The organism is Bilophila sp. (assembly GCF_057864385.1).
Window position 1 is genome coordinate 12055 of sequence record NZ_DBMAFI010000035.1, and the last position, 21567, is coordinate 33621.

Annotated in this window: 15 protein-coding genes and 1 pseudogene; 14 read left to right on the forward strand and 2 right to left on the reverse strand. The window is 58.0% G+C overall.

Annotated features, from left to right (window positions below):
* Positions 1–127: 127 nt before the first annotated feature.
* On the reverse strand, positions 128–1612 hold the full coding sequence (locus ACZM8Y_RS11705; protein ID WP_489501755.1) for a M23 family metallopeptidase: 1485 nt from the start codon (positions 1610–1612) through the stop codon (positions 128–130).
* Positions 1613–1750: 138 nt separating this feature from the next.
* Here ACZM8Y_RS11705 and ACZM8Y_RS11710 point away from each other — a divergent pair, with 138 nt between their 5' ends.
* From ACZM8Y_RS11710 to tnpA, 12 genes and pseudogenes are all read left to right on the forward strand, one after another.
* Positions 1751–2110, forward strand: coding sequence for a hypothetical protein (locus ACZM8Y_RS11710; protein WP_483972001.1), 360 nt, complete (start codon positions 1751–1753; stop codon positions 2108–2110).
* 114 nt (positions 2111–2224) lie between these two features.
* On the forward strand, positions 2225–3772 hold the full coding sequence (locus ACZM8Y_RS11715) for a helix-turn-helix domain-containing protein (RefSeq protein WP_482330757.1): 1548 nt from the start codon (positions 2225–2227) through the stop codon (positions 3770–3772).
* A gap of 138 nt (positions 3773–3910) precedes the next feature.
* Positions 3911–5059, forward strand: a complete 1149-nt coding sequence (gene dnaN / locus ACZM8Y_RS11720; protein WP_308770808.1) for a DNA polymerase III subunit beta — start codon at positions 3911–3913, stop codon at positions 5057–5059.
* A 350-nt stretch (positions 5060–5409) separates the two neighbouring features.
* A complete protein-coding gene (gyrB, locus tag ACZM8Y_RS11725; RefSeq protein ID WP_302553256.1) occupies positions 5410–7797 on the forward strand; it encodes a DNA topoisomerase (ATP-hydrolyzing) subunit B in 2388 nt (795 codons plus the stop codon).
* Between the two features lie 312 nt (positions 7798–8109).
* Entirely contained in the window at positions 8110–10548 is a 2439-nt protein-coding gene (gyrA, locus tag ACZM8Y_RS11730; RefSeq protein ID WP_479859836.1) for a DNA gyrase subunit A, read from the forward strand.
* Between the two features lie 176 nt (positions 10549–10724).
* Positions 10725–11684 (forward strand): transporter, encoded by a 960-nt coding sequence (locus ACZM8Y_RS11735; protein ID WP_482330771.1) that lies wholly within the window; start codon positions 10725–10727, stop codon positions 11682–11684.
* Positions 11685–13220: 1536 nt separating this feature from the next.
* Entirely contained in the window at positions 13221–14657 is a 1437-nt protein-coding gene (thrC, locus tag ACZM8Y_RS11740) for a threonine synthase (protein WP_479859590.1), read from the forward strand.
* Positions 14658–14872: 215 nt separating this feature from the next.
* Complete coding sequence (locus ACZM8Y_RS11745) at positions 14873–15061, forward strand: ferredoxin (protein ID WP_005028128.1); 189 nt, start codon at positions 14873–14875, stop codon at positions 15059–15061.
* 116 nt (positions 15062–15177) lie between these two features.
* Positions 15178–15867 carry a YkgJ family cysteine cluster protein gene (locus tag ACZM8Y_RS11750; protein WP_489501757.1) on the forward strand — a complete coding sequence of 230 codons (690 nt, stop codon included), beginning with the start codon at positions 15178–15180 and terminating at the stop codon, positions 15865–15867.
* Positions 15867–16268 carry a hypothetical protein gene (locus tag ACZM8Y_RS11755; RefSeq protein ID WP_479859589.1) on the forward strand — a complete coding sequence of 134 codons (402 nt, stop codon included), beginning with the start codon at positions 15867–15869 and terminating at the stop codon, positions 16266–16268. The genes ACZM8Y_RS11750 and ACZM8Y_RS11755 overlap by 1 nt, the downstream gene beginning before the upstream one ends.
* Positions 16243–16872: a tetratricopeptide repeat protein gene (locus ACZM8Y_RS11760; RefSeq protein WP_302553263.1), complete on the forward strand. Its 630-nt coding sequence runs from the start codon at positions 16243–16245 to the stop codon at positions 16870–16872. The genes ACZM8Y_RS11755 and ACZM8Y_RS11760 overlap by 26 nt, the downstream gene beginning before the upstream one ends.
* Positions 16873–17162: 290 nt before the next feature.
* Positions 17163–17620: pseudogene (gene tnpA / locus ACZM8Y_RS11765) on the forward strand (IS200/IS605 family transposase).
* Positions 17621–18600: 980 nt separating this feature from the next.
* Here tnpA and ACZM8Y_RS11770 read toward each other — a convergent pair.
* Positions 18601–18852: a hypothetical protein gene (locus ACZM8Y_RS11770; RefSeq protein ID WP_302554731.1), complete on the reverse strand. Its 252-nt coding sequence runs from the start codon at positions 18850–18852 to the stop codon at positions 18601–18603.
* A 283-nt stretch (positions 18853–19135) separates the two neighbouring features.
* On the opposite strand from ACZM8Y_RS11770, the gene glmS reads away from it, so the two are divergent.
* Positions 19136–20959: a glutamine--fructose-6-phosphate transaminase (isomerizing) gene (gene glmS / locus ACZM8Y_RS11775; RefSeq protein ID WP_302554730.1), complete on the forward strand. Its 1824-nt coding sequence runs from the start codon at positions 19136–19138 to the stop codon at positions 20957–20959.
* A gap of 169 nt (positions 20960–21128) precedes the next feature.
* Complete coding sequence (locus ACZM8Y_RS11780) at positions 21129–21530, forward strand: DUF302 domain-containing protein (protein WP_302554729.1); 402 nt, start codon at positions 21129–21131, stop codon at positions 21528–21530.
* Positions 21531–21567 lie beyond the last annotated feature (37 nt).

Here is a 21567-nt window from a genome sequence, read left to right on the forward strand (position 1 = left end):
CGCCCCCTAAAAAAATACTAGGGAGTAACAATATATTTTTGCCTTCATCCTCCAAGAGGAAACCAGTACAAGGCGGCCTTCCCCCCACCGGGCACAACCCGCCTGCAACATGCCGGCCCTTCCCGCATCATCGCTTATAGTCGGACAGGCTGCGCTTGCCGCTCAAATATTCACCGATTAAGGCTTTCCTGCTCTTAAAATCCTTCATCCGGCTGCGGGGGATGCTGCCGCCGCGCGGGGCTACGACCTTTGCGGGATTCACGTACTTGCCGTTCTGCTTGAGGCGGAAATCCAGATGCGGGCCGGTGGCATATCCGGTTGCGCCCACATACCCGATGACCTGCCCCTGCTTGACCCGCGCCCCACGCTTGGCGCCGGACGCAAACCCGGAAAGATGTGAATACATGGACTCCAGCCCACCGGAATGTTTGAGGATAACCATGTTCCCAAAACCTTTTCCCCACCCGGCCTTTTCGATCGTGCCGTCGCCGACGGCCTTGACCGGGGTTCCGGTGGGAGCCGCGTAATCCACGCCCTGATGCGGCTTACGGGTCTTGAAAATCGGATGCTTGCGGTTCATGGAGTAGCCTGAGGAAATCCGCGTGAACGCCAGCGGAGCCTTGAGGAGGGTCTTCTTGAGACTTTCGCCCTTGGCGTTGAAGAAGGCTTCGCCGTCTTCCGTTGCGAAGCTGTAGGCTTCGTACGTTTTCCCCTGATTGGTGAATGTAGCCCCAAGCACGTTGCCGTAACCCTTAAACTCGTTTTCCCGGAACCGCTTTTCAATCAGCAGAGAAAAGCTGTCACCTTCGCGCAAGTCCTTGATGAAGTTAATCTCCGAGCCGAAAATCTCCGCAATGCGCACGGCCAGGATAGGCGATTCCCCGGTCGAAGCCAGCGTCTCGAACAGGCTGGAACGGATGGTTCCGCTTACGCGCACCAAGCTGAAATCATAGACTATCGGCTCGACGTGGGCGACAAGCCCTTCATCCGTTTTCGTGACGATGAGCTTCTTGCGATCGTTGATCTCGTATTCAAAGCGCTCCATGCCCTTGCCGTCCGGGGAGCAGACCAGCGTGTAGGGCTGCCCCGTGCGGAGGTTGCTGAGCGGATGGAGCTTTCGCGTCACATGCAGAAGCTGCTGAACGGAACCAGCGGACATATATGGCGAAAGCAGTTCTGAGGCGCTGTCGCCCTTGGCGATGACGCCGCTGATGACGGAGGGATCGGACGGGGCTTCCTGCTCCAACGGAACCTGCTGCATCTCGGAAACGATGGCCGCTTCCTCCGGCCCCTCCCGGACAAGGGATTCGTCGGGCTGCACGGCAGCGGCACTCTTTGCCCTTTCCCATAAGGCGAAAAGGGAAGGGATCACCTGCTCTTGAAGGCGCTGGGGCACAGAAGCCTTGTGGCGAGCGGTGGCATGTCCGGGACGCTCCTCCGCCTGAAGGGGCTGCGCCACGGAAGAGGCGGCAGCGGGCTGGCTCTCAGGAATCAGCAGGGAGGCTTCCCGACGGCTGTTGACGAGATACATCCCGCCCACAACGAGGAACAGGCAGATAAAACTGATGAGTATGGTGCCTGCGGAAAAGGTGTTTCGCAAGGGAAGAACCACGCTGTCAGAAGTGGATAGGCAAGCGCCGGGATACGACGCAGTTCAATTTTTTGTATGAAAAAAAGTCTTATCTTGTATTGTATCAACCTGTTACGACATTGTCCAGATCCGTGGGGCACAGGGGGCGCGCCCTGCAGGATGGGCTTCCCGATTGACGGCGGGCGTCAGGCGGGGATGTGCGGCATACCCTGCAACAGGGGGAGCTTCCGGGCTGCTTCCGTCCTCTCCCGCGCTGGGATGTTCCTGCTGTGCTGCGAAATATGGCAGAGGTCAGTAATTCCGCCCTCTCCCGCGCCGGGATGTTCCGATGGCCTTGGCCCTATCGTGGCTGGCTGCCCCGCTTCCTTCCGCAACGGGACGTTCCCCGGCCTGCTCCTTTCCCGGCGGCACGGATGGGGCATCCCGACCCAGAACCGCCGGGCCCGCTTCCGGTGGGAATTCCACATTTCCTCAGGGGAGGTTCAACAACTTATCCACAGGGGCTCTTTGCTTGTGTAACGTACTTTTTTCTGATATATTTTCTCTGTTGGAAACAAAGCGTTTTCGCCTCCGTTTTTCACCATCTTTTTCAGCCTGACTCAGGCTCTGGCCCCTGTGGAGCTTCGCAACGCCGTGTCCAAAGAAACGCTACGCAAACACCTCCTCACGTCTTCAGCCGAAGCGATCCCCAAAACGCGCCCATCCCTGCTCTCCTGCTTCACCAACGCCGACTCCCCAAAGCCCCAGCTTCAGGATCGCCTTTCCGCCGCCGGCGAAGCGTTGGAGGCGTGCTCGGAAACCGCGCTGCAGAGCTGGTTCGATCCCCTTGAAATCCTGCTGGATCAAGAATCGGGAACGCTGGCTGTCCGTTTCCCCCACGCCTTCTTCGGCATACGCTTCTCCAGCCTGTTCCAGAAACTGTTTGAAAAAAAGGCCAGGGAACTTTGGGGGAAAGGGCTTTCCATCACATACGGTGCCGGGAAGTTCGCTCCGGCCCCCCCCGTCCCCTTCGTCCAGCCTGCCCCCGAAGGCCGGGGGGAGGCCCTCCATCCCGCCGTGGCCAACCCGATGCCTTTTGGGGAAGAGTGGACATTCGATACCTTTATCGGCAACGGAAAGCACAAATGGGCCTTGAGCCTTGCCCGCGACATCACCCGGCGCGCCGTCTACCGGGCCACGCACGGCCGCGCGCCTTCGCTCGACGACATCGGCGAAGCACCGGGCCTGCTGGTGCTCTGCGGCCCTCACGGGACGGGCAAGACCCATCTGCTCCGGGCCATCGGCAACGAGCTTTTCCGCACCCTTGGGAACGATCTTTACTACGCTTCCCTGAGCGATCTGGAACTGCTGTTCGCCGGGCGTTCGGCCCTCGCCGCCCGTCAGGAGCTGCTGTCCAAAGAAGCCGTTCTTCTCGACGACTTCCAGCACCTGAGCCGGATTCCCGACAGGACGCCCGCCACGGCGTCCCGGTTCCGTGCCCAGCTTGTCGCCGAGCCGGAGACAGCCGGGCCGTCCGTGCGCGAGGAGCTCTGCCTCCTGCTGGATCGCTTCATGGATCAGGGCAAACCCGTCATCGTGGCGGGCGTGGGGCGCCCCAAGGAATGGAGCCTCGGCAAGGCGCTGCTTTCGCGCCTCGAAACCGGGCTTTGGGCGGAGCTTCCCGAGCCGGATCTTGACGTGCGCCTGCGCTACGCGCAGCAACAGGCCAAATTCCGCCGCCTGCCCCTGTCCAGGGAACATCTGCTGCTCATTGCGCAGCACTGCCCGGACGTCCGGCGGCTTTCCGGCGTCATCCTCCGGGTGGCGTCCCACCGTTCCCTGATCGGCCGCGATCTTTCCGAACAGGATCTGCTCAACATCGTACGGCAGGGAGGCGACGGTTCCGCGCTGACCCCCCAGCTCATCGTCAGCATCGTCGGCGAACACTGCGGCGTCCCGCCCAAGGAAATCCTCGGCGAAAAACGCCGTCCGGATCTCGTGCAGGCCCGCCAGCTCGCCATGTACCTGTGCCGCGAACTGCTTGGGCACTCCTACCCCGTCATCGGGCGCATGTTCGGCGGGAAGGATCACAGCACGGTGATGCATGGGGTGAAAAAAATCAAATTATTGCAGGAAAGTGATCGACTTACGCACAGTATGGTGACAGAGCTGACAAAAGCGTGCCTCGAACACCACGGCTGAAGCTGCGAACACGAAAGCTGTTCCCGCCGTTCCTAACCGATCGAACGAACTGTAACTAAAAACAAGAGTAATTTTACCAAGTTAATCAGGATACGCACATTGCGCGTCTCTTAATAATCTACAACAAGGATCTTCTACATGCTTTTTACAGTAAAGAAAGAAAACATCATCGAAGGCCTTCAGAAGGCGGCGGGCATCATCCCCACGAGGGCGGGAGCGGCATATCTGCGTTCGCTCTGGATCAAGGCCGAAGGGGAAGTCCTGACCATCATGGCGACCGATGCGAACATTGAGTTCACTGGCACGTATCCCGCCGAAGTGAAGGAACCCGGGCTCGTCGGGGTGAACGGCCGGAACTTTGTGGATCTCATCCGCCGCCTTCCCGCCGGTGAACTGCGTATCCGCCTTGACGACGCTACGGGCACGGTGATTCTCGAACAGGGCCGCCGTACCTACAAGCTCCCCGCCAACGACCCCACATGGTTCCAGAGCCTTGCGCCGTTCTCCAGCGAAGGCGCCGTGGTGTGGTCCGGCGATTTCTTCCAGGAAATCATCGACCGCGTGTTTTTCTGCGTGAGCGACGACGAAGCTTCCGACGCCATCGCGTGCCTCTACTTCAAGCCCGTCGGCGAAGGCCACATCGAAGTGTGCGGGCTGAACGGCCATCAGTTCGCCCTGACCCGTTTCACCCACGACGATCTGGCCGCCCGCCTTCCCGAAGAGGGCGTGCTGATCCAGCGCAAGTATGTCGGCGAACTCCGCAAATGGCTCGACGGCGATGAAATCGAGGTCAATCTGACGGACAAGCGCCTTTTCGTGCGTTCGGGCGACGGGCATGAGACCCTCAGCCTTCCCCGCGCCGGATACGCCTACCCTGATTATTCGCCGTTCATGACCCGCCTGGCGGCCCCTGACGTGTCCCTGCTCAAGCTGAACCGGAAGGACTGCCTCGATGCGCTCGATCGTATCAGCATCTTCAACACGGAGAGCGATCGGTGTACGTATTTTGAACTGTCCGGTTCCGAGGTTATGCTTTCCGCGCAGGGGCAGGATACCGGGTCGGCCAACGAGTCCCTTGAAGTTTCCTACAACGGCTCCATCGGGCGCATCGCGTTCCCGACCAAGAACCTGATGGAAATCCTTACCCATTACCAGTCCGGCGAGCTTACCCTGACCCTTACCGGGGCCGAGGGGCCCTGCGGCATCAACGGCACGGAAGATCCCGATTACACCGTGCTGATCATGCCCATGAAAATCGCCGAAGAAAGTTATTACGAAGAAAACTAGGTGCTCTGCTGGAGGGGCGCTTCGGGATGGAAGCGCCCCTCAGCCCCCTTTCCTGAATGCTTGGAATAGGGGGATGGTTCTCTCATTCCGTCTATGGTATTGTTTCTTTCTAGTCACAACCTTTGTCCCCGTTTTGGAGCGTTCGGCTTTGAAGGGGGGCATCTTCAGGAGCCGCCTCATGCCGCGTGCCTGGGAATGTATGCGGCATGAGGCGGCCTCTGAAGGGCCCGGGGGCTTTTCCCGGGTAAAGGCCGGAGGGCGCGGCCTCATGGAAGGCCGCGTTTGCGGATCGTCTGCGGCGGCCCTTTGCCGCCGGAGGCGCCACAACCAACATATGGATTCACGAGCCTATGACAGCCAACGCGAACGCTTATACAGCTGATTCAATCACTATTCTTGAGGGCCTCCAGGCCGTGCGGAAACGCCCGGCCATGTACATCGGCAGCACGGATTACCGTGGTTTGCACCACCTCGTGTACGAAGTGGTGGATAACTCCATCGACGAAGCGATGGCGGGCTACTGCACGCGCATTGAAGTTGTGCTTCACATGGACAACAGCGTCACGGTTCGTGACAACGGGCGCGGCATCCCCGTGGACATCCACCCCAAGGAAAAGGTGCCTGCCGTTCAGGTGGTCATGACCAAGCTCCATGCGGGCGGCAAGTTCGACAACGCCGCCTACAAGGTGTCCGGCGGTCTGCACGGCGTGGGCGTCTCCTGCGTCAACGCGCTTTCCGAGCGCCTTGAGGTGACCGTGCGCCGGGACGGGAAGCGCTGGAAACAGGTGTACAGCCGGGGCGTGCCGCAGGAGGAGCTTCAGTACATCGGCGAGTCCGACAGCCACGGTACGACCGTCCGCTTCAAGCCCGACGAAACCATCTTCGAGACCACGGAGTTCTCCTACGACACCCTCAAGAAGCGTTTTGAGGAGCTGGCCTATCTGAACAAGGGGCTTCAGATCGAGTGCCGCGACGAGCGCACCAGCGAAGTCCATCTGTTCCATGCGGAGGGCGGCATCCACCAGTTCGTGAAGGATCTGAACTCCGGCGAAGTGGGCATTCACGCCATCGTCGATGGGGAAGGCGTGGCCGACGGCGTTTCCGTGGAGTTCGCCATCCAGTACAACGCGGGCTACAAGGAAAATATGTACACCTTTGCGAACAACATTCGCACGAAGGAAGGCGGTACGCACCTTGCCGGGTTCAAGACCGCGCTGACCCGCGCCATCAACAACTACGTCAAGGGCCAGCCCGATCTGGTTAAGAAGATGAAGGGGCAGACCCTTTCCGGCGACGACGTCCGCGAAGGGCTGACCGCCGTGCTCAGCGTGAAGCTCCCGCAGCCGCAGTTTGAAGGCCAGACCAAGACCAAGCTCGGCAACAGCGAGGTTGCGGGCATCGTGAGCGGCGTGGTGTACGGCAGGCTCGACACCTATTTTCAGGAGAACCCCAAAGAAGCCCGGCTGATCATCGACAAGGCCGTGGACGCCTCCCGCGCCCGCGATGCGGCCCGCCGTGCCAAGGAGCTTGTCCGCCGCAAGGGTGCCCTGTCGGACAACGCGCTGCCCGGCAAGCTGGCCGACTGCCAGAGCAAGGATCCTGCGGATTCCGAACTGTTCATCGTGGAAGGCGACTCCGCAGGCGGTTCGGCCAAGCAGGGCCGCAACCCGAACACGCAGGCCATCCTGCCTCTGCGCGGCAAGATCCTGAATACGGAACGCACCCGCTTCGACAAGATGCTCGCCAACAAGGAAGTCAAGGCGCTCATCACCGCGATGGGCGCGGGCATCGGCGAGGAGGATACCGATTACGACAAGCTGCGCTACCACAAGATCGTCATCATGACCGACGCCGATGTGGACGGCGCGCACATCCGTACGCTCCTCCTGACCTTCTTCTTCCGCAACTACGCGGGGCTCATCGACCGCGGCTATCTGTACATCGCGCAGCCGCCGCTGTACCGGGCCCACAACAGCAGGATGGAGAAGTTCATCAAGGACGACTACGAGCTGAACGCCTTCCTGATGCAGCGCGTGAGCGACGATATGGAAGTGGAGGCCCCCAACGGCACGATCTTCCGTGGGGAAGAGATCAAGGCCCTCATGGGGCAGATCGAAAACATTTCCCACCGTGTGCGCGACGCGGAGCTGGCGGGCATCGGCCGGGAGCTTTTCCTTGCCCTTGTGGATGTGGAGGATCGCGTCACCCCGGACTGCCTCACGTCAGGGACGCGCTGCTACGATTTCCTCAAGGAGCGTGGCTACGAACTGACGACGGAGACGGAACCGCACGAGGACGGCGACCGCGTCTTCGCGCTCATTGAGAACGCCAACGGCCATCGCACGCGGGTATCCGTCGAGTTCTTCATTTCCAAGATGTACCTCAACTCATGGGAAGCCCTCGACGCCATCCGGCAGAAGTGCGGCGGCCTCAGCTTCACGCTTCGCAATAAGGAGCAGGAGTACGCGGCGGCCGACATTTTCGAGCTGCACGCCATGACGCTTGAGGAAGCACGGAAGGGGATCAACATCCAGCGTTACAAGGGCCTCGGTGAAATGAACCCCGAACAGCTCTGGGTAACGACCATGAACCCTGAGAACCGCACCTTGCTGCGCGTGACCGTCGAGGACGCCGAAGCCGCCAGCGACACGTTCGAGCAGCTCATGGGCGATCGCGTGGAGCCGCGCCGCGAGTTCATCGAGCGCAACGCCCTCACCGTGCGGGATTTGGATATTTAGTGAAACTGGGGGAGGAGGGAGGGAACCCTTCTGAAGAAGGGCTTCCCTCCCTCCTCCCCCAGGCCCCCTCCTCTCTCCCTCCTAAGACTTTTGTTTTTTGGGGAGCGGGCAGGGCGGCGATAGGGGATGGTTTCATCCCTCGTGCATATTTGACAAGCAGGTACTTGGGTGGCGGAACGATGCCGGAAACGGCCTGTTCCGACGCGTCCGGGGCGGCGGACGGAACGGCGTAGCCGTTGCGCCCGCCGCCTTGGGGGGGTCCGGGGGGAATCATTCCCCCCGGCCGCCGGAGGCGCTGCCTTCGAGGATACTATGTCTCAGAATGTGAATATTGAACATGAAATGCGCAAATCGTACTTGGAGTACTCGCTCAGCGTCATCATCGGGCGGGCCATCCCGGATGTCCGCGACGGCCTGAAACCGGTACATCGGCGCATCCTGTTCGCGCAGCAGGAGCTGGCGAACAGCTACAACCGTCCTCCGAAGAAGTGCGCGCGCATCGTCGGCGACGTCATCGGTAAGTACCACCCGCACGGCGACTCCGCCGTGTACGACGCCCTCGTCCGTCTGGCGCAGGATTTCTCCATGCGCGATCCGCTGGAAGACGGGCAGGGCAACTTCGGCTCCATCGACGGCGACGCCGCCGCCGCCATGCGTTACACCGAAGTCCGCATGTCCCGCTTGGCGAGCGAATTCCTCAACGACATCGACAAGGAAACCGTCGATTTCCGGCCCAACTACGACAACACGCTGGCCGAGCCCGTGGTGCTGCCCACGAAGGTCCCCAACTTGTTGCTGAACGGTTCGTCAGGCATCGCCGTCGGCATGGCGACGAACATCCCGCCGCATAATTTGAGCGAGCTGTCGGACGCCCTGCTCATGCTCATCGACGACCCGGAAAGTTCCGTCGAGGATCTGATGGATGCCGTGCAGGGGCCGGACTTCCCCACGGGCGGCTACGTCTATGCGGGCCAAGGGCTGTACGACGCCTACACCACCGGGCGCGGAACCGTAAAGGTACGCGGCAAGGTTGAGATCGAGGAGCGCAAGAAGGGCTTCCAGTCCCTGATCATCCGGGAGATCCCGTTTGGTCTGAACAAGTCGAGCCTCGTGGAAAAGATCGCGGCGCTGATCAACGACCGCAAGATCGACGGCGTGTCCGACCTGCGCGACGAGTCCGACCGCCGGGGCATCCGCGTGGTCATCGAGCTGAAGCGCGGCACCATGCCTGAGATCGTCATCAACTCGCTGTACAAGTATACGCCGCTGGAAACCTCGTTCGGCATCAACATGCTGGCGGTGGTGGACAACCGGCCCGTGCTGCTGAACCTCAAGACCGCGTTGACCTACTTCCTCGATCATCGCCGTGAGGTGGTGGTTCGGCGCACCAAGTTTGAACTGCGCAAGGCCGAAGCCCGTGCCCATATCTTGGAGGGCCTCCTCAAGGCGCTCGATCATATTGATGAGGTTGTGTCCCTGATCCGCTCTTCGGCGACGCCGCCGGAGGCCAAGGAACGCCTCATGCAGCGCTTTGGGCTGTCCGAAGTGCAGGCGCAGGCCATCCTTGACATGCGGCTGCAACGCCTGACCGGGCTTGAGCGCGGCAAGATTGAAGAGGAACAGAGGGAGCTGCTCTCGAAAATCGCGTGGTATCAGTCCATCCTCGGCGACGCCTCCGTGCTCTGGGGCGTCATCCGCGATGAAGTGGAATACATCAAGCAGACGTATTCCACGCCCCGCCGTACGGAAGTCATCCGCGAGGCGCTTTCAAACATCGACATTGAGGATCTGCTGCCCGACGACGACGTGGTCATTACCCTGTCGCGCCGCGGCTACATCAAGCGCACGAGCCTCGGCATCTACCAGCAGCAGCGTCGTGGCGGCAAGGGCGTTGCCGGGGTGCATACCGGCGAAGACGATTTCGTGCAGGAGTTCATCACCACGACGAACCACCAGTTCTTGTTGATGTTCACCAACAAGGGCCGTATGCACCAGCTCAAGGTTCATCAGGTGCCGGAAGGCAGCCGGACGGCCAAGGGCGTGCATATCGCCAACCTCGTGCCTATGGAAAAGGACGAGTGGGTCAACACCATCCTGACCGTGCGTGAGTTCGCCGAGGACAAGTCGTTCCTCTTCGCCACCCGCCGGGGCATGGTGAAGCGTTCCAGCGCCGCGCTCTACGCCCGGAGCCGCAAGGGTGGGCTCATCGCCGTTGGCCTGCGTGAGGACGACGAGCTCATCATGGTGCGCGAGATCACGGACGACGATTTCGTGGTGCTGGCGACCGCCGACGGCATCGCCATCCGGTTCAGTTGCCGCGACGTCCGCAACATGGGGCGCGGGGCCAGCGGCGTAAAGGGCATTGCCCTGCGCCACGGCGATACGGTGGTGGCTTGCCTTGTGCTCAAGGAAGACAGCCCGGCGATCATGACCATCTCCGCGCTCGGCTTCGGCAAGCGTACCAATGTGGATCTCTACCGTGTGCAGAGCCGGGGCGGGAAGGGGATCATCAACTTCAAGGTCACGCCGAAGACGGGCCCGGTCATCGGCGCCAAGTCGGTGCTTGACGACGAGGCGCTTGTGCTGCTGACTTCCACCAATAAGATCATCCGCATGGGCGTGGATGAAATCCGTTCCGTAGGCCGCGCCACCATCGGCGTGCGTCTGGTGAAGCTGGACGACGGCGCGCGCGTGGTCGGCTTCGACACGGTCAACTCCGACGCGGATGCGGGAAGCGAAGAAGCCTTGTAAAAAAAGGTCTGACGGTATAGAAACAGCCTAAAAAGAGGGCCCCTTGTTTCGGTTATCCCGAAAAAAGGGGCTCTCTTGCTGTGAAGTTGCAGGATGTTGCGGTCATGCAGGGTAGGTTTGCATGGCCCTCGTCCGCCGTTGTGTTTTCACTGTATAAAACAAGAGGAGATTGGCGCATGAAGTATTTGGGCGTTGTAGGGGCATTGCTCGGCCTGTCGTTGTTGGGTGTTCCCGCGCTGGCTGACGAAACGAAACAGCCGGTCCCGCGAGTCGGGCAGGTCGTCATTGAGAGCATGGGGCCCGCGTCCGGTACAATCCCTAAGGGCAAGCTGGCAACTATCGTCAACTACATCCACGCCGACAAGCATACATGGTATAAGAATGGTTCGCGGCATTCGGCGAAGCATCCCGACAACAAAGGGACGCAGCGGAACCTGCATGACCGGTTCGTCCTCAAGATGCGCTACGGGCTCGGCGACGGTTACGACGTGCGTTTCGCCATGCCCATTGTCATGAACAATTTCCGTGCCCACAGCACCCTCACGCCCAACAGCGTCAGCAGCAAGAACGGCATTGGCGACACCACGTTTGTCCTGCACAAGCAGTTTTTGAGTCAGCGGGAAGGTTTCCCCGTCGATGTGGCGTGGGATCTCGGCGTCTGGACGCCCACGGGCAGCACGTCCGACGACGGCGTGGGCACAGGCGCTTGGGGCGCGATGGCGGGCCTTGGCGTGGGGCACGCCTTTGACGGCGGGCGGCAGTTCGTCGAAGGCGAGGTTATGTATTTGTATCGCGGGGTAGGGCACACGTCCCGCGTAGACGTCAGCGACGTATTCCGCCTGAACGGGCGTTACGTCTATGCGCTCTCCCAACACTGGGACATGGGCGTTGAGACGCAGTTTGAATACAACACGGATTCGCGGCGCTACGGGCGTTCCAACAATGACGCCAGCACGACATGGTTTGCCGGGCCGTCCGTGACCTTGAAGCTGCCCGAATACAACGCCTCGCTCGGTGTGAGCGCCCAGTTCAGCCTTTATCAGGACTACGATGCCATAACCCCCACGGGGTATCCCACCGCCGCCTCCCTCGGCGAGCGCTGGAAGCTTGAAGCGAAGCTGGCGATAGTGTTTTAGCATAGTTGAGTGGGGAGAGGCATTGGGGAGGGGAAGGGGGAACTTTCTGAAGAAAGTTCCCCCTTCCCCTCCCCAAACCCCACCCCATCCCCTTCAAAGACTTTCGGCGTTATCGAATCCCTGTTCACAGGGATTTCGTGTGGACTGAAAAGAGGGGTACGGCAGGTTTTGGAAAGGCTGTGCTATAGAAAGGCTCTGTCAGAGTACATGGTTGTTTTGTTTTAGCAATATACTGAAAATATATGCTTTTTCTCTAAAATTTCCGCTGGTTGGCTCTGTGGTTGGGGGATTTTATTGGTTGTTTCTTTGGAATTTCAAGGAAATAAAGCATCAACCATTTTCTATGACACAGCCTATGAAAAAAGGTTGATGCTTTTTTCCTTGAAGCTCCAAAGGATAACCCTCAAAATGCCTTGGGCGTGAACCCCGCCAAAGGGAAAACTGGAAAAAAGGCTGTACTTTCCACCGCACTACGGTGATGAAACGACCACATCCTATAAAAGAGCTTTTGGAAAAGGCGGGATACGGTTTCCCCTTTGGGAAAGGTTCTGCTATGGGATGTGATTATTTTTAGATTCTGAGTATGTGGTTGTTTCGTCTCTACAGTGCAGGGAAGATACAGCTTTTTTCCCGCGTTCCCATTGGCGGAATCTATGGCTAAGGCATTTGGCTGGTTATTCCTTTGGGCTTTAAGGGAAAGGCTCTGTCATAGTATCTGGCTGTTTTATTTCATATTATACTGAAAATATAGCCTTTTTCTCCAATTTTCCCGCTGATGGGCTCCATGATTGGGGCATTTTATTGGTTACTCCTTTGGAATTTCAAGAAATAAAGCATCAACCGTTTCCTATGGCACAGCCAAGGGAAAAAGCGTCAACCATGTTCTATGGTACGGATTTTTTTATAATATATTGAAATGACATTTTTATGTGTTTTTTGTTGGCGGATGGCATGGCTGAGCAGCTTGTTGGCCATCCTTTTGGAATGGCTCTGTCATAGCGTGTGGTTGTTTCATCTCCACAGCACGGTGAAAAGACAGCCTTTTTCTCCAGTTTTCCCCTTGGCTGAATCCATAACTGAGGCGTTTTTCTGGCTATTCCTTTGGAATTTCAAGGAAAAAAGCATCAACCATTTTCTGGGACACAGCCTTTGGAATTTGAAGGGAGGGACGGGCAGTTGTTGGCTGTGGCGGGGCCTTGAGGAAAAGGGGGGCGTATTTTTTAGGGGGCGGGAAGGGGGAAGATGGGAGGCCGGGGAAACAAAGGCTTGCCTCCCGTTGTATTTTTCCTTACGACCTCAGAAAAAAGAACATAATCTCCGAATCCCACAGAGCCGCCGGGGGAAGGCAAAGCCTTTTGCGCTTTCGGCGGCACTGGGGCGTTTTGGGGGAATTCGGCCCAAAGGGGGCGGCGAAGCCGTACCGTTGGGCGGGCTTGCGGGCCTTAGTAAGGATCGTATGCGGAGCGATTCCCCTAAAATAGGGACAAGGGGCGGTAGCCCTTTGCCGCCGGAGGCGTACCTCAATACGGAGCGACCATGTCCGATCAGTTTCCGACCTACCGGGCACAGATGGAATACGTGTGCCTCGGCTGTGGGGCCCGTCACCCCATTGATGAATTGCTGTATACGTGCCCGGACTGCGGCGGCGTATTCCTGCTTGAAGACACGACCTTCGACAGGCTGAAGGAGCACGGCGGCGCATACTGGCGCAACCTGTTCGATAGCCGGGCCGCCACCCGCAACACGGCCCTGCGCGGCGTGTTCCGGTTTTATGAGCTGATGGCCCCCGTGCTGGAGCAGGAAGACATCCTGTACCTCGGTGAAGGGAACACCCCTGTCGTGGACGGCGCTCCCGAACTCCAGAAGAAGCTGAACGCCTCGTTCGCGTTCAAGAACGACGGCCAGAATCCGAGCGCTTCCTTTAAGGATCGCGGCATGGCCTGCGCGTACAGTTATCTGCGTGCGCTTGTACGCAGGCACGGATGGGATGAGGTGCTGACCATCTGCGCCTCTACCGGGGATACGTCGGCTGCCGCGGCTTTGTACGGCGCGTATGTGGGGCATCCCATCAAGACCGCCGTGCTGCTGCCGCAGGGCAAGGTGACGCCTCAGCAGCTTTCCCAGCCCCTCGGCTCCGGCGCGACCGTGCTTGAGGTGCCCGGCGTATTCGACGACTGCATGAAGGTCGTCGAACATCTGGCGGAACACTACCGCGTGGCCCTGCTCAACTCGAAGAACAGTTGGCGTATCCTTGGGCAGGAATCCTATGCCTATGAAGTCGCCCAGTGGTTCAACTGGGATTTGGCGGGCAAGGCCCTGTTCGTGCCGGTGGGCAACGCCGGGAACATCACGGCGGTCATGTCCGGCCTGCTCAAGATGCGCCGCCTTGGCATCATTTCCGATTTGCCGCGCCTGTTTGGGGTGCAGTCCGAACACGCCGATCCGGTGTGGCGCTACTACAGCAAGCCCAAGGCCGAGCGCGTGTACAGCCCCGTGACGGTCCGCCCAAGCGTGGCGCAGGCCGCCATGATCGGCAACCCGGTGTCCTTCCCCCGCGTGAAGAAGCTCGTTGACGTCTATGAGGCTGAGGGCGGCGAATTCGGCGTGGTTCAAGTGACCGAACAGGCCATCATGGACGCGGCCATCATCGCCAACCGGCACGGGCACATCGTATGCACGCAGGGCGGCGAATGTCTTGCCGGCCTGATCAAGGCCCGCGGAGAGGGCAGGGTGGCCGCCGACGAAAAGGCTGTGCTCGACTCGACGGCGCACGCGCTCAAGTTTGCGGGATTCCAGAATATGTATTTTACAGACACGTTCCCGCCGGAATACGGCGTCACGCCTGACGCGGGCCTTGCCAACCGGCCTTCTTTGGTGGTTGATGCCTCCGAGAAGGCGCGGCTCTCCGCTGAGGAGTTTACGCGGGCCGCTGCAAAGGCCGTCGCTGACCGCTTGGAACTTGCGGGAAAATGATTATTGTCTGGACAGGATGGATGTCGGGAGGGAAGAAAGGCCGCTGCCGGGAGAGCCTCGGCAGCGCGCGGAAACAAAGGCTGCAAGGCTTTCCCGCCGCTTCTCAAAACACTTGACACCCTCCTGTTCGGACGCTAAGGCAAGGATGACGGCACGATGGTGCCTGTGGTCGAGAAACTCAGGATCGTTTGATCCAAAACTTGGAGGAAGTGACAATGTCTTGGAATGTTACTGTTGATGCTGACAAGTGCGTGGGCTGTGGCGAATGCGTGGACGTCTGTCCCGTTGAAGTGTACGAAATGACCGACGGCAAATCCAGCCCGGCCCATGCCGAAGAATGCCTCGGCTGTGAATCCTGCGTCGAAGTCTGTGAACACGACGCCATCAACGTTGAAGAAAACTAAGCATTGAAATGCCGCCGCCCGCAATCGTGATTGCGGGCGGCGGCTTGTGCGAGAGGAAGGAGCTTTTTTTCAAGAGGCCCCTTCCTTTTTTTACACTCTTACCTATTATAGATCCTATGATCAACATCATGCCCGAGCTTACCCCTGTGTTCACTGCGTACGAGGCACTTGTTGCTGAAGCCGACGCGGTGTTTGCCCGCGTCGGCGAGATGCACCCGGACTGCGTGACCTGCAAGCCCGGTTGCAGTGATTGCTGCCACGCCTTGTTTGACCTTTCGCTTGTCGAAGCCATGTACCTGAACGCGCGGTTCATCGAAAAGTACGACTTCGGCCCTGAGCGTTCCCGCATCCTTGAGAACGCCGGAAGTGTGGATCGCAAGCTGACCCGCATGAAGCGCGACTATTTCCGCGAGCTGCGCGATGCCAAAGGGTCTGAGGAAGCCATGGGGCACATCATGGAAGAGGCTGCCAAGGCCCGCGTCCGCTGCCCGCTCCTCGACTCGAACGATCAGTGCGTGTTTTATGACTACCGCCCCATCACCTGTCGTCTCTACGGCATCCCCACGGCGATCGGCGGCAAGGGGCACGTATGCGGCAAGTCCAATTTCGCTGCCGGAGTCAATTATCCGACCGTCCATCTGGACAAGATTCAGGAACGGCTGGATCGCCTCAGCGTGGAAATCCGGGATCGCGTGAAGTCCCGGTTCAAGGAGCTGCATGAGGTTTTCGTGCCCGTATCAATGGCGCTTCTCACCAACTACGACGACGCTTATTTGGGGATAGGCCCGGCACCCAAGGAGTCTTGATGATTTCCGCCACCATGTTTCGAGACAGCACCAAGCAGGAGCTGACCGAGGAGCAGGAACTGCTCAAGCGCGAAATTTACGAGCGCATGAATCCCCGCCGGAGGAAGTTCATCGACCGCATCGGCTACGATGAATGGGATCCCTTCCAGAAGCCCAACGACCCGATGGATATCCGCGTCGATCCGAGCAAGCGCACCACGCAGCAGCTTTTCCGAGGGTTCATGCATTCGCTCGGCGAACGCACCGAGGGCAATGACTTCAACAAAGGCGCCCTTGACTGCGCGCTCGGGATTGTGAACAGGGATGAACGCTACCTCGGCATCTACGAGTTTTGCGTATGGTATTATAAACTCCTGAAGAAAGAGGGACTGATCAATGAAGGACCGGTACGAGAATCTTGACGAGTACATCGCCGACCTGCGGGCCGCGCTCAGCCAGAACGACGCTTGCGCCAATCACCATTATAATCTTGGCGTAGCCTTGCTCAGCAAGGGCGACTTTGTGGCGGCGGAAGAATCGTTTCTCGCCGCAGTCCGCAATTCGTCCCACCTTGCCGAAGCCTATGTGCAGCTTGGCGGCATCTGCCTTCAGCGCGGCGATCTCGAAGGCTGTCTGCGCTACAACGAGGAGGCGGCCAACTGCCGCGCCAAGTTTCCCGTGCCGTGGAGCAATATCGGCTTCGTGCATTTGCAGCGCGGCGAGCCCGAAAAGGCCATCAGCGCCCTGCAAAAGGCCCTGAAATGGGACGCCGAATTCATTCAGGCGATGGCGACTCTCGGCGCTGCCTATTACATGAACGGCCAGTACGACGAGAGCATCAAAATCAGCGAAAAGGCCATTGAAAAGCAGCCCGGTTTCGCTCCCGCGTGGAACAACCTGTCCCTCGCGTGGTTTGAAAAGGGCGACTACGACAAGGCCGCCGAATACGCCGACAAAGCCATTGAATTCGGTTTTGATGTGCGCCCCGAATATCTTGAAGAAATCGCCGCCCATCGCAGCAAGTAGGGTGATGGGGTTGAGAACCGGGGGAGGGAGCTTTTTGTAAAAAGCTCCCTCCCCCGGGCCCCCACCCGCAAAAACTTTGACTGGTGGGGAGGTTATACGGCAGGAGTTCCTGTTATGAAAAAAGGTTCCCAGAAGATTCCGGGAACCTTTTTTGTATGGAGAAAACCCCCCGCTAGGCGGGAGGGGCCAATAAGTTTACAGCTTTGCCCATGTCAGTAAAACTCCTTTTGATTTGTTGAAAAGTCTCGCGGTCTGGCAACTGCGAGTCAACAAATCAAAAGGAGGTCACGATGGGTGACGCCAAAAGTTTAGCCCACACAAGGTGGAACTGCAAATATCACATTGTTTTTGCGCCTAAATATCGCCGCCAGGTGTTCTATGGTGAAAAGAAGCGCGCCATTGGCGAAATTCTGCGCAAGTTGTGCGAATGGAAGGATGTGAAAATAGTGGAGGCAGAATGTTGCCCAGACCACATCCACATGCTGCTTGAGATTCCCCCAAAAATGAGTGTGTCGAGTTTTATGGGCTATCTGAAGGGTAAGAGTAGTCTCATGATCTATGAACAATTTGGGGATTTGAAGTTCAAATACCGCAATCGGGAATTTTGGTGCCGTGGGTATTACGTCGATACAGTAGGCAAGAATAAGGCCAAGATTCAGGATTACATCAAGCATCAGCTGGAGTCGGATAAACTTGGCGAACAGTTGAGCCTGCCATACCCAGGGAGCCGTTTACGGGCCGCAAGTAACAGAAATGCAAATGTCAGATCGCAAGAGCGCCTGTTAGGGCGCAGCTGGTAAGAAAGCCTTACAGGCGCATATGAAGAACCCCCGGCTATGCCGGGGGGGTCCTTTTTATAAGCTCCGTCACGGGATGCGTTGTTTCAGTTCCACGGTATGAAAAATACATTTTTTATGCTGCGTTATAGAAAAATGGTTGATGCTTTTTTCCTTGAAGCTCCAAAGGGATAACCGGCAAAATGCCTTAACCGTGGATCCCGCCAAGGGGAAAACCGGAGAAAAAGGCTGTATTTTCATCGCACTGTGGTGATGAAACAACCATAAACTATAACAGAGCCCTTTTTTATGGCTGTGTCCTAGAAAACGGTTGATGCTTTATTTCCTCGAAATTCCAAGGAAATAACCAATAAAATCCCCTAATTACAGAACCCACTGGCGGAAGATTTGGAGAAAAAGCATATATTTTCAGTGTATTGCTGAAACAAAACAACCATGTACTATGACAGAGCCTTTTTTATATGTTGGAGTCGTAGCGAGGGGAAACGCCTCTTTGCAGTCTTTTCTTTTCCCAAAGGCTCTGTCATGGAATGTGGTCGTCTCATTTCTACTCCACAGTGGAGACAGCCCATTTTTTGCTTGCCCAAACACGGCGTCAGCCACGGGGAAGCCATCCACTGAGATATTCACCTTTTCGATGATTTTTAAAAAATTCATTTTTGAATTTCATATAGTTAAAATGTAGCTTTCATTGAAAACGTGAAAGCCTCCATCCCCTGCGGTGCTGTATTTATTTTAGGTTTGTGTCGCTGGTTACATATAATAATTTGAAATTATTAAAAATACTTTTGTGAATTAAAAATAATTTAATAATTTCAATATATTATATATAATTGACGACACGGCCTAAAAAGAGGGGGACAAGGCGACGGCAGCCGCAGCGAAGCCATCCGCCGCGGCTGCCGTCGCTTTTTCTGATCCTTATGGGAGCTTAATACCAGATGGTCTTCAACTGATCCTTGGTGTAGCCCTTGCCCTGCATACACCATTCAAAATAGTTGCTCCACGAAAGTTCATTCCCCCATGAATAGCGGCTCCCGCCGATCATGGAGTTGGTCTGTTCGGTACAAGAGTTCTGCGCGTTCTGGAAGGCTTGCTCTTCGGGGGTAAGGGCCTTGGTAGCGCAGCCGCCGAGCATGAGGAGGGCGGCGGCAAAGATGGCGGTTTTCAACATGGTATTCATGGTATCCTCCTGAAATGAGTAAAAACGCTGAAACAGGCGGCTTGGCAGGGGCTTTTCCGCCCGTGTAGTGGAATATACGGCGAATCTGCGGGGCATCAATGAAAATCATCTTAATAATAGCCTAGTTGGATGATTTTCAAGGGGGGTTGGGACATATTTACAACGTGCCCTTTTTCTATCACACTGGAACCCTGCCTGAAAACAGGCTGCAAAAAGAAACGACTGCTCTCGGCGGCGTATGGAGCCCCGACTGCATTCCCGTGAACGGAAGGAGCAACACTGCATGTGCGGAATTATTGGTTATGCCGGGCATCGTCCGGCTGTTCCGGTCATTATCGAAGGCTTGCGGCGCCTTGAATACCGCGGGTACGATTCCGCTGGGGTCGGTTTCATTCAGGGCAAGGAGCTTAAGGTCATCAAGGCCGAGGGCAAGCTGGCGGCTCTGGAAGAAAAGCTCGCCCATTATCCCAACACGGTCGCCATGAACGGCATCGGTCATACGCGCTGGGCCACGCACGGCGTGCCCGCCGAACGTAATGCCCATCCCCATATCGGCGGCGATAACGAGCTTGCCGTCATCCACAACGGCATCATCGAGAACTTTCAGGAGTTGAAGGAAAACCTGCTTGCCAAGGGGTATGTTTTCAAATCCGAAACCGATACGGAAGTCTTGGCCCATCTCATCGCGGAAGGGCGCAAGCACAACCCCACGCTGCTTGAAGCCTTTGCCTGGGCCCTGCGCCAAGCCCACGGCGCGTATGCCGTGGCGGTCATTTGCCCCGACGAACCGGGCACCATCCTTTCCGCGCGCATGTCCGCCCCCCTGATCCTCGGCGTGGGCGTGGGCGAACATTTCATTGCTTCGGATATCCCGGCTTTCCTGCCCTATACGCGCGACGTCGTTTTTCTGGAGGACGGTGAAATCGTCCGCATCACGGATGCCACATGGCAGGTGCTCTCCCTCGATACGCTTGAGCCCGTCCATAAGGAAGTGCAGACCGTCCAGTGGGACATGCAGGCCGCACGGAAGGGCGGCTTCAAGCACTTCATGCTCAAGGAAATCTTTGAACAGCCCAAGGTCATCTCGGATTGCCTTGCCGGGAGGGTGGACGAAGAGAAGGGCATGGTCGTGCTGCCGGAGCTTGATGGGCTTCCCATCCCCTCCCGCCTGCGGATCATCGCCTGCGGAACCTCATACCATGCGGGCATGTGGGGGCAGCACCTGCTTGAGGACTGGGCGCGTATGCCGGTCGTCCCGGAAATCGCGTCCGAGTTCCGGTACCGCAACGTCATCCTTGAGCCTGACGACATGGTTCTTGTGATCAGCCAGTCCGGGGAAACGGCGGATACGCTTGCGGCGCTCCGGCTTGCCAAGGAAAAAGGCTGTATCGCCATCGCACTGTGCAACGTCGTGGGCTCGTCCATCCCGCGTGAGGCGGATGCTGTGCTCTATACGCAGGCCGGGCCGGAAATCAGCGTGGCGTCAACCAAAGCCATGTGCAGCCAGATGGTCATCATGGCTCTCATCGCGCTCTATTATGGGCAGCGCAAGGGGCTGCTCGACGCCAAGACCCGCCATGAGGCCCTTGCCGCGCTGCACGGCCTGCCGAAGCAGATTGAGGATGCCCTGCCCGCCATGCGGGAAACGGCACGGAGGTTATCCCCGCTGTATGCGTCCGCGAGCAGCTTTTTCTATCTGGGGCGCGGACATGCCTTCCCCCTCGCGCTGGAAGGGGCTTTGAAGCTCAAGGAAATTTCCTACATCCACGCGGAGGGCTATGCCTCCGGGGAGATGAAGCACGGGCCCATCGCCCTGATCGAGCCGGAATTCCCGACTTTTGCCCTTGCCTTCAATGATGCGTTGTTTCCAAAGGTCAAATCGAATATCGTGGAAGTGCAGGCCCGCCGAGGGCCGGTCATCGCGCTGGCCAATCCGGGGGCGGATCTGCATGTGGAGCACCTGTGGACGATTCCCGCCGCGTGGGGCCCGTTCAGCGCGTTTTTGGCGCTCCCGGCCATGCAGTTGTTCAGCTATGAAATGGCCGACTATCTCGGCAAAGACGTGGATCAGCCCAGAAACCTCGCCAAGAGTGTGACTGTCGAATAACCGGCATCCGGCGAGGGGCATCCCGACCGTCGCCGGATACCTCCCGAAAGGCAAAGGAAGGCGGCGGAGCATCATTGATGCTCCGCCCTGTTACATTCGGGACGTTTTTATGGAAAACCGCCTTCGGAGAAGGGCCTTCTCCAACGAACCTTCAAAAAAAGGAATGGTCATGCATACCACGGAAGGACTCGTATCCAAGCCCTGTGTGGGGAGTGTGGAAATAGTTTGGAACCGCTTGCTTGAAACCCTCAAGGCATTGAATGTTCCGCTGTTCGCTACGGTGGATCACGCCGCCAACGCGCGCGCCGCCGGGTTGTTCATGCCCGAAACCCGCGTCGCCTTTTTCGGCAAGCCTGCGGTCGGGACGCATCTGATGCTGGAGCGCCCTGAGGTTGCCCTCGAACTGCCTCTGCGCATCGTGATTTCCGAAGTTCCCGGCGAAGGGACGATGCTCTTCATGCCAGACATCCTGTGGCTGGCCCATCGATACGGCATTGATCCGCAGCTCGACAGCCTCAGGAAGACCCTTGGTTTTATGGCCCTTGTTTCCGACAAGGTTTGCGGGGAGTGATAAACCGGGGGAGGAGAGAGGAAACCTTTCTACAGAA

Bases quoted from the DNA above. Each gene is read 5' to 3' on its own strand.
- ACZM8Y_RS11710 (WP_483972001.1), top strand. From the start codon at position 1,751: ATGGGCTTCCCGATTGACGGCGGGCGTCAGGCGGGGATGTGCGGCATA.
- dnaN (WP_308770808.1), top strand. From the start codon at position 3,911: ATGCTTTTTACAGTAAAGAAAGAAAACATCATCGAAGGCCTTCAGAAG.
- gyrB (WP_302553256.1), top strand. From the start codon at position 5,410: ATGACAGCCAACGCGAACGCTTATACAGCTGATTCAATCACTATTCTT.
- gyrA (WP_479859836.1), top strand. From the start codon at position 8,110: ATGTCTCAGAATGTGAATATTGAACATGAAATGCGCAAATCGTACTTG.
- ACZM8Y_RS11735 (WP_482330771.1), top strand. From the start codon at position 10,725: ATGAAGTATTTGGGCGTTGTAGGGGCATTGCTCGGCCTGTCGTTGTTG.
- thrC (WP_479859590.1), top strand. From the start codon at position 13,221: ATGTCCGATCAGTTTCCGACCTACCGGGCACAGATGGAATACGTGTGC.
- ACZM8Y_RS11745 (WP_005028128.1), top strand. From the start codon at position 14,873: ATGTCTTGGAATGTTACTGTTGATGCTGACAAGTGCGTGGGCTGTGGC.
- ACZM8Y_RS11750 (WP_489501757.1), top strand. From the start codon at position 15,178: ATGATCAACATCATGCCCGAGCTTACCCCTGTGTTCACTGCGTACGAG.
- ACZM8Y_RS11755 (WP_479859589.1), top strand. From the start codon at position 15,867: ATGATTTCCGCCACCATGTTTCGAGACAGCACCAAGCAGGAGCTGACC.
- ACZM8Y_RS11760 (WP_302553263.1), top strand. From the start codon at position 16,243: ATGAAGGACCGGTACGAGAATCTTGACGAGTACATCGCCGACCTGCGG.
- ACZM8Y_RS11770 (WP_302554731.1), bottom strand. From the start codon at position 18,852: ATGAATACCATGTTGAAAACCGCCATCTTTGCCGCCGCCCTCCTCATG.
- glmS (WP_302554730.1), top strand. From the start codon at position 19,136: ATGTGCGGAATTATTGGTTATGCCGGGCATCGTCCGGCTGTTCCGGTC.
- ACZM8Y_RS11780 (WP_302554729.1), top strand. From the start codon at position 21,129: ATGCATACCACGGAAGGACTCGTATCCAAGCCCTGTGTGGGGAGTGTG.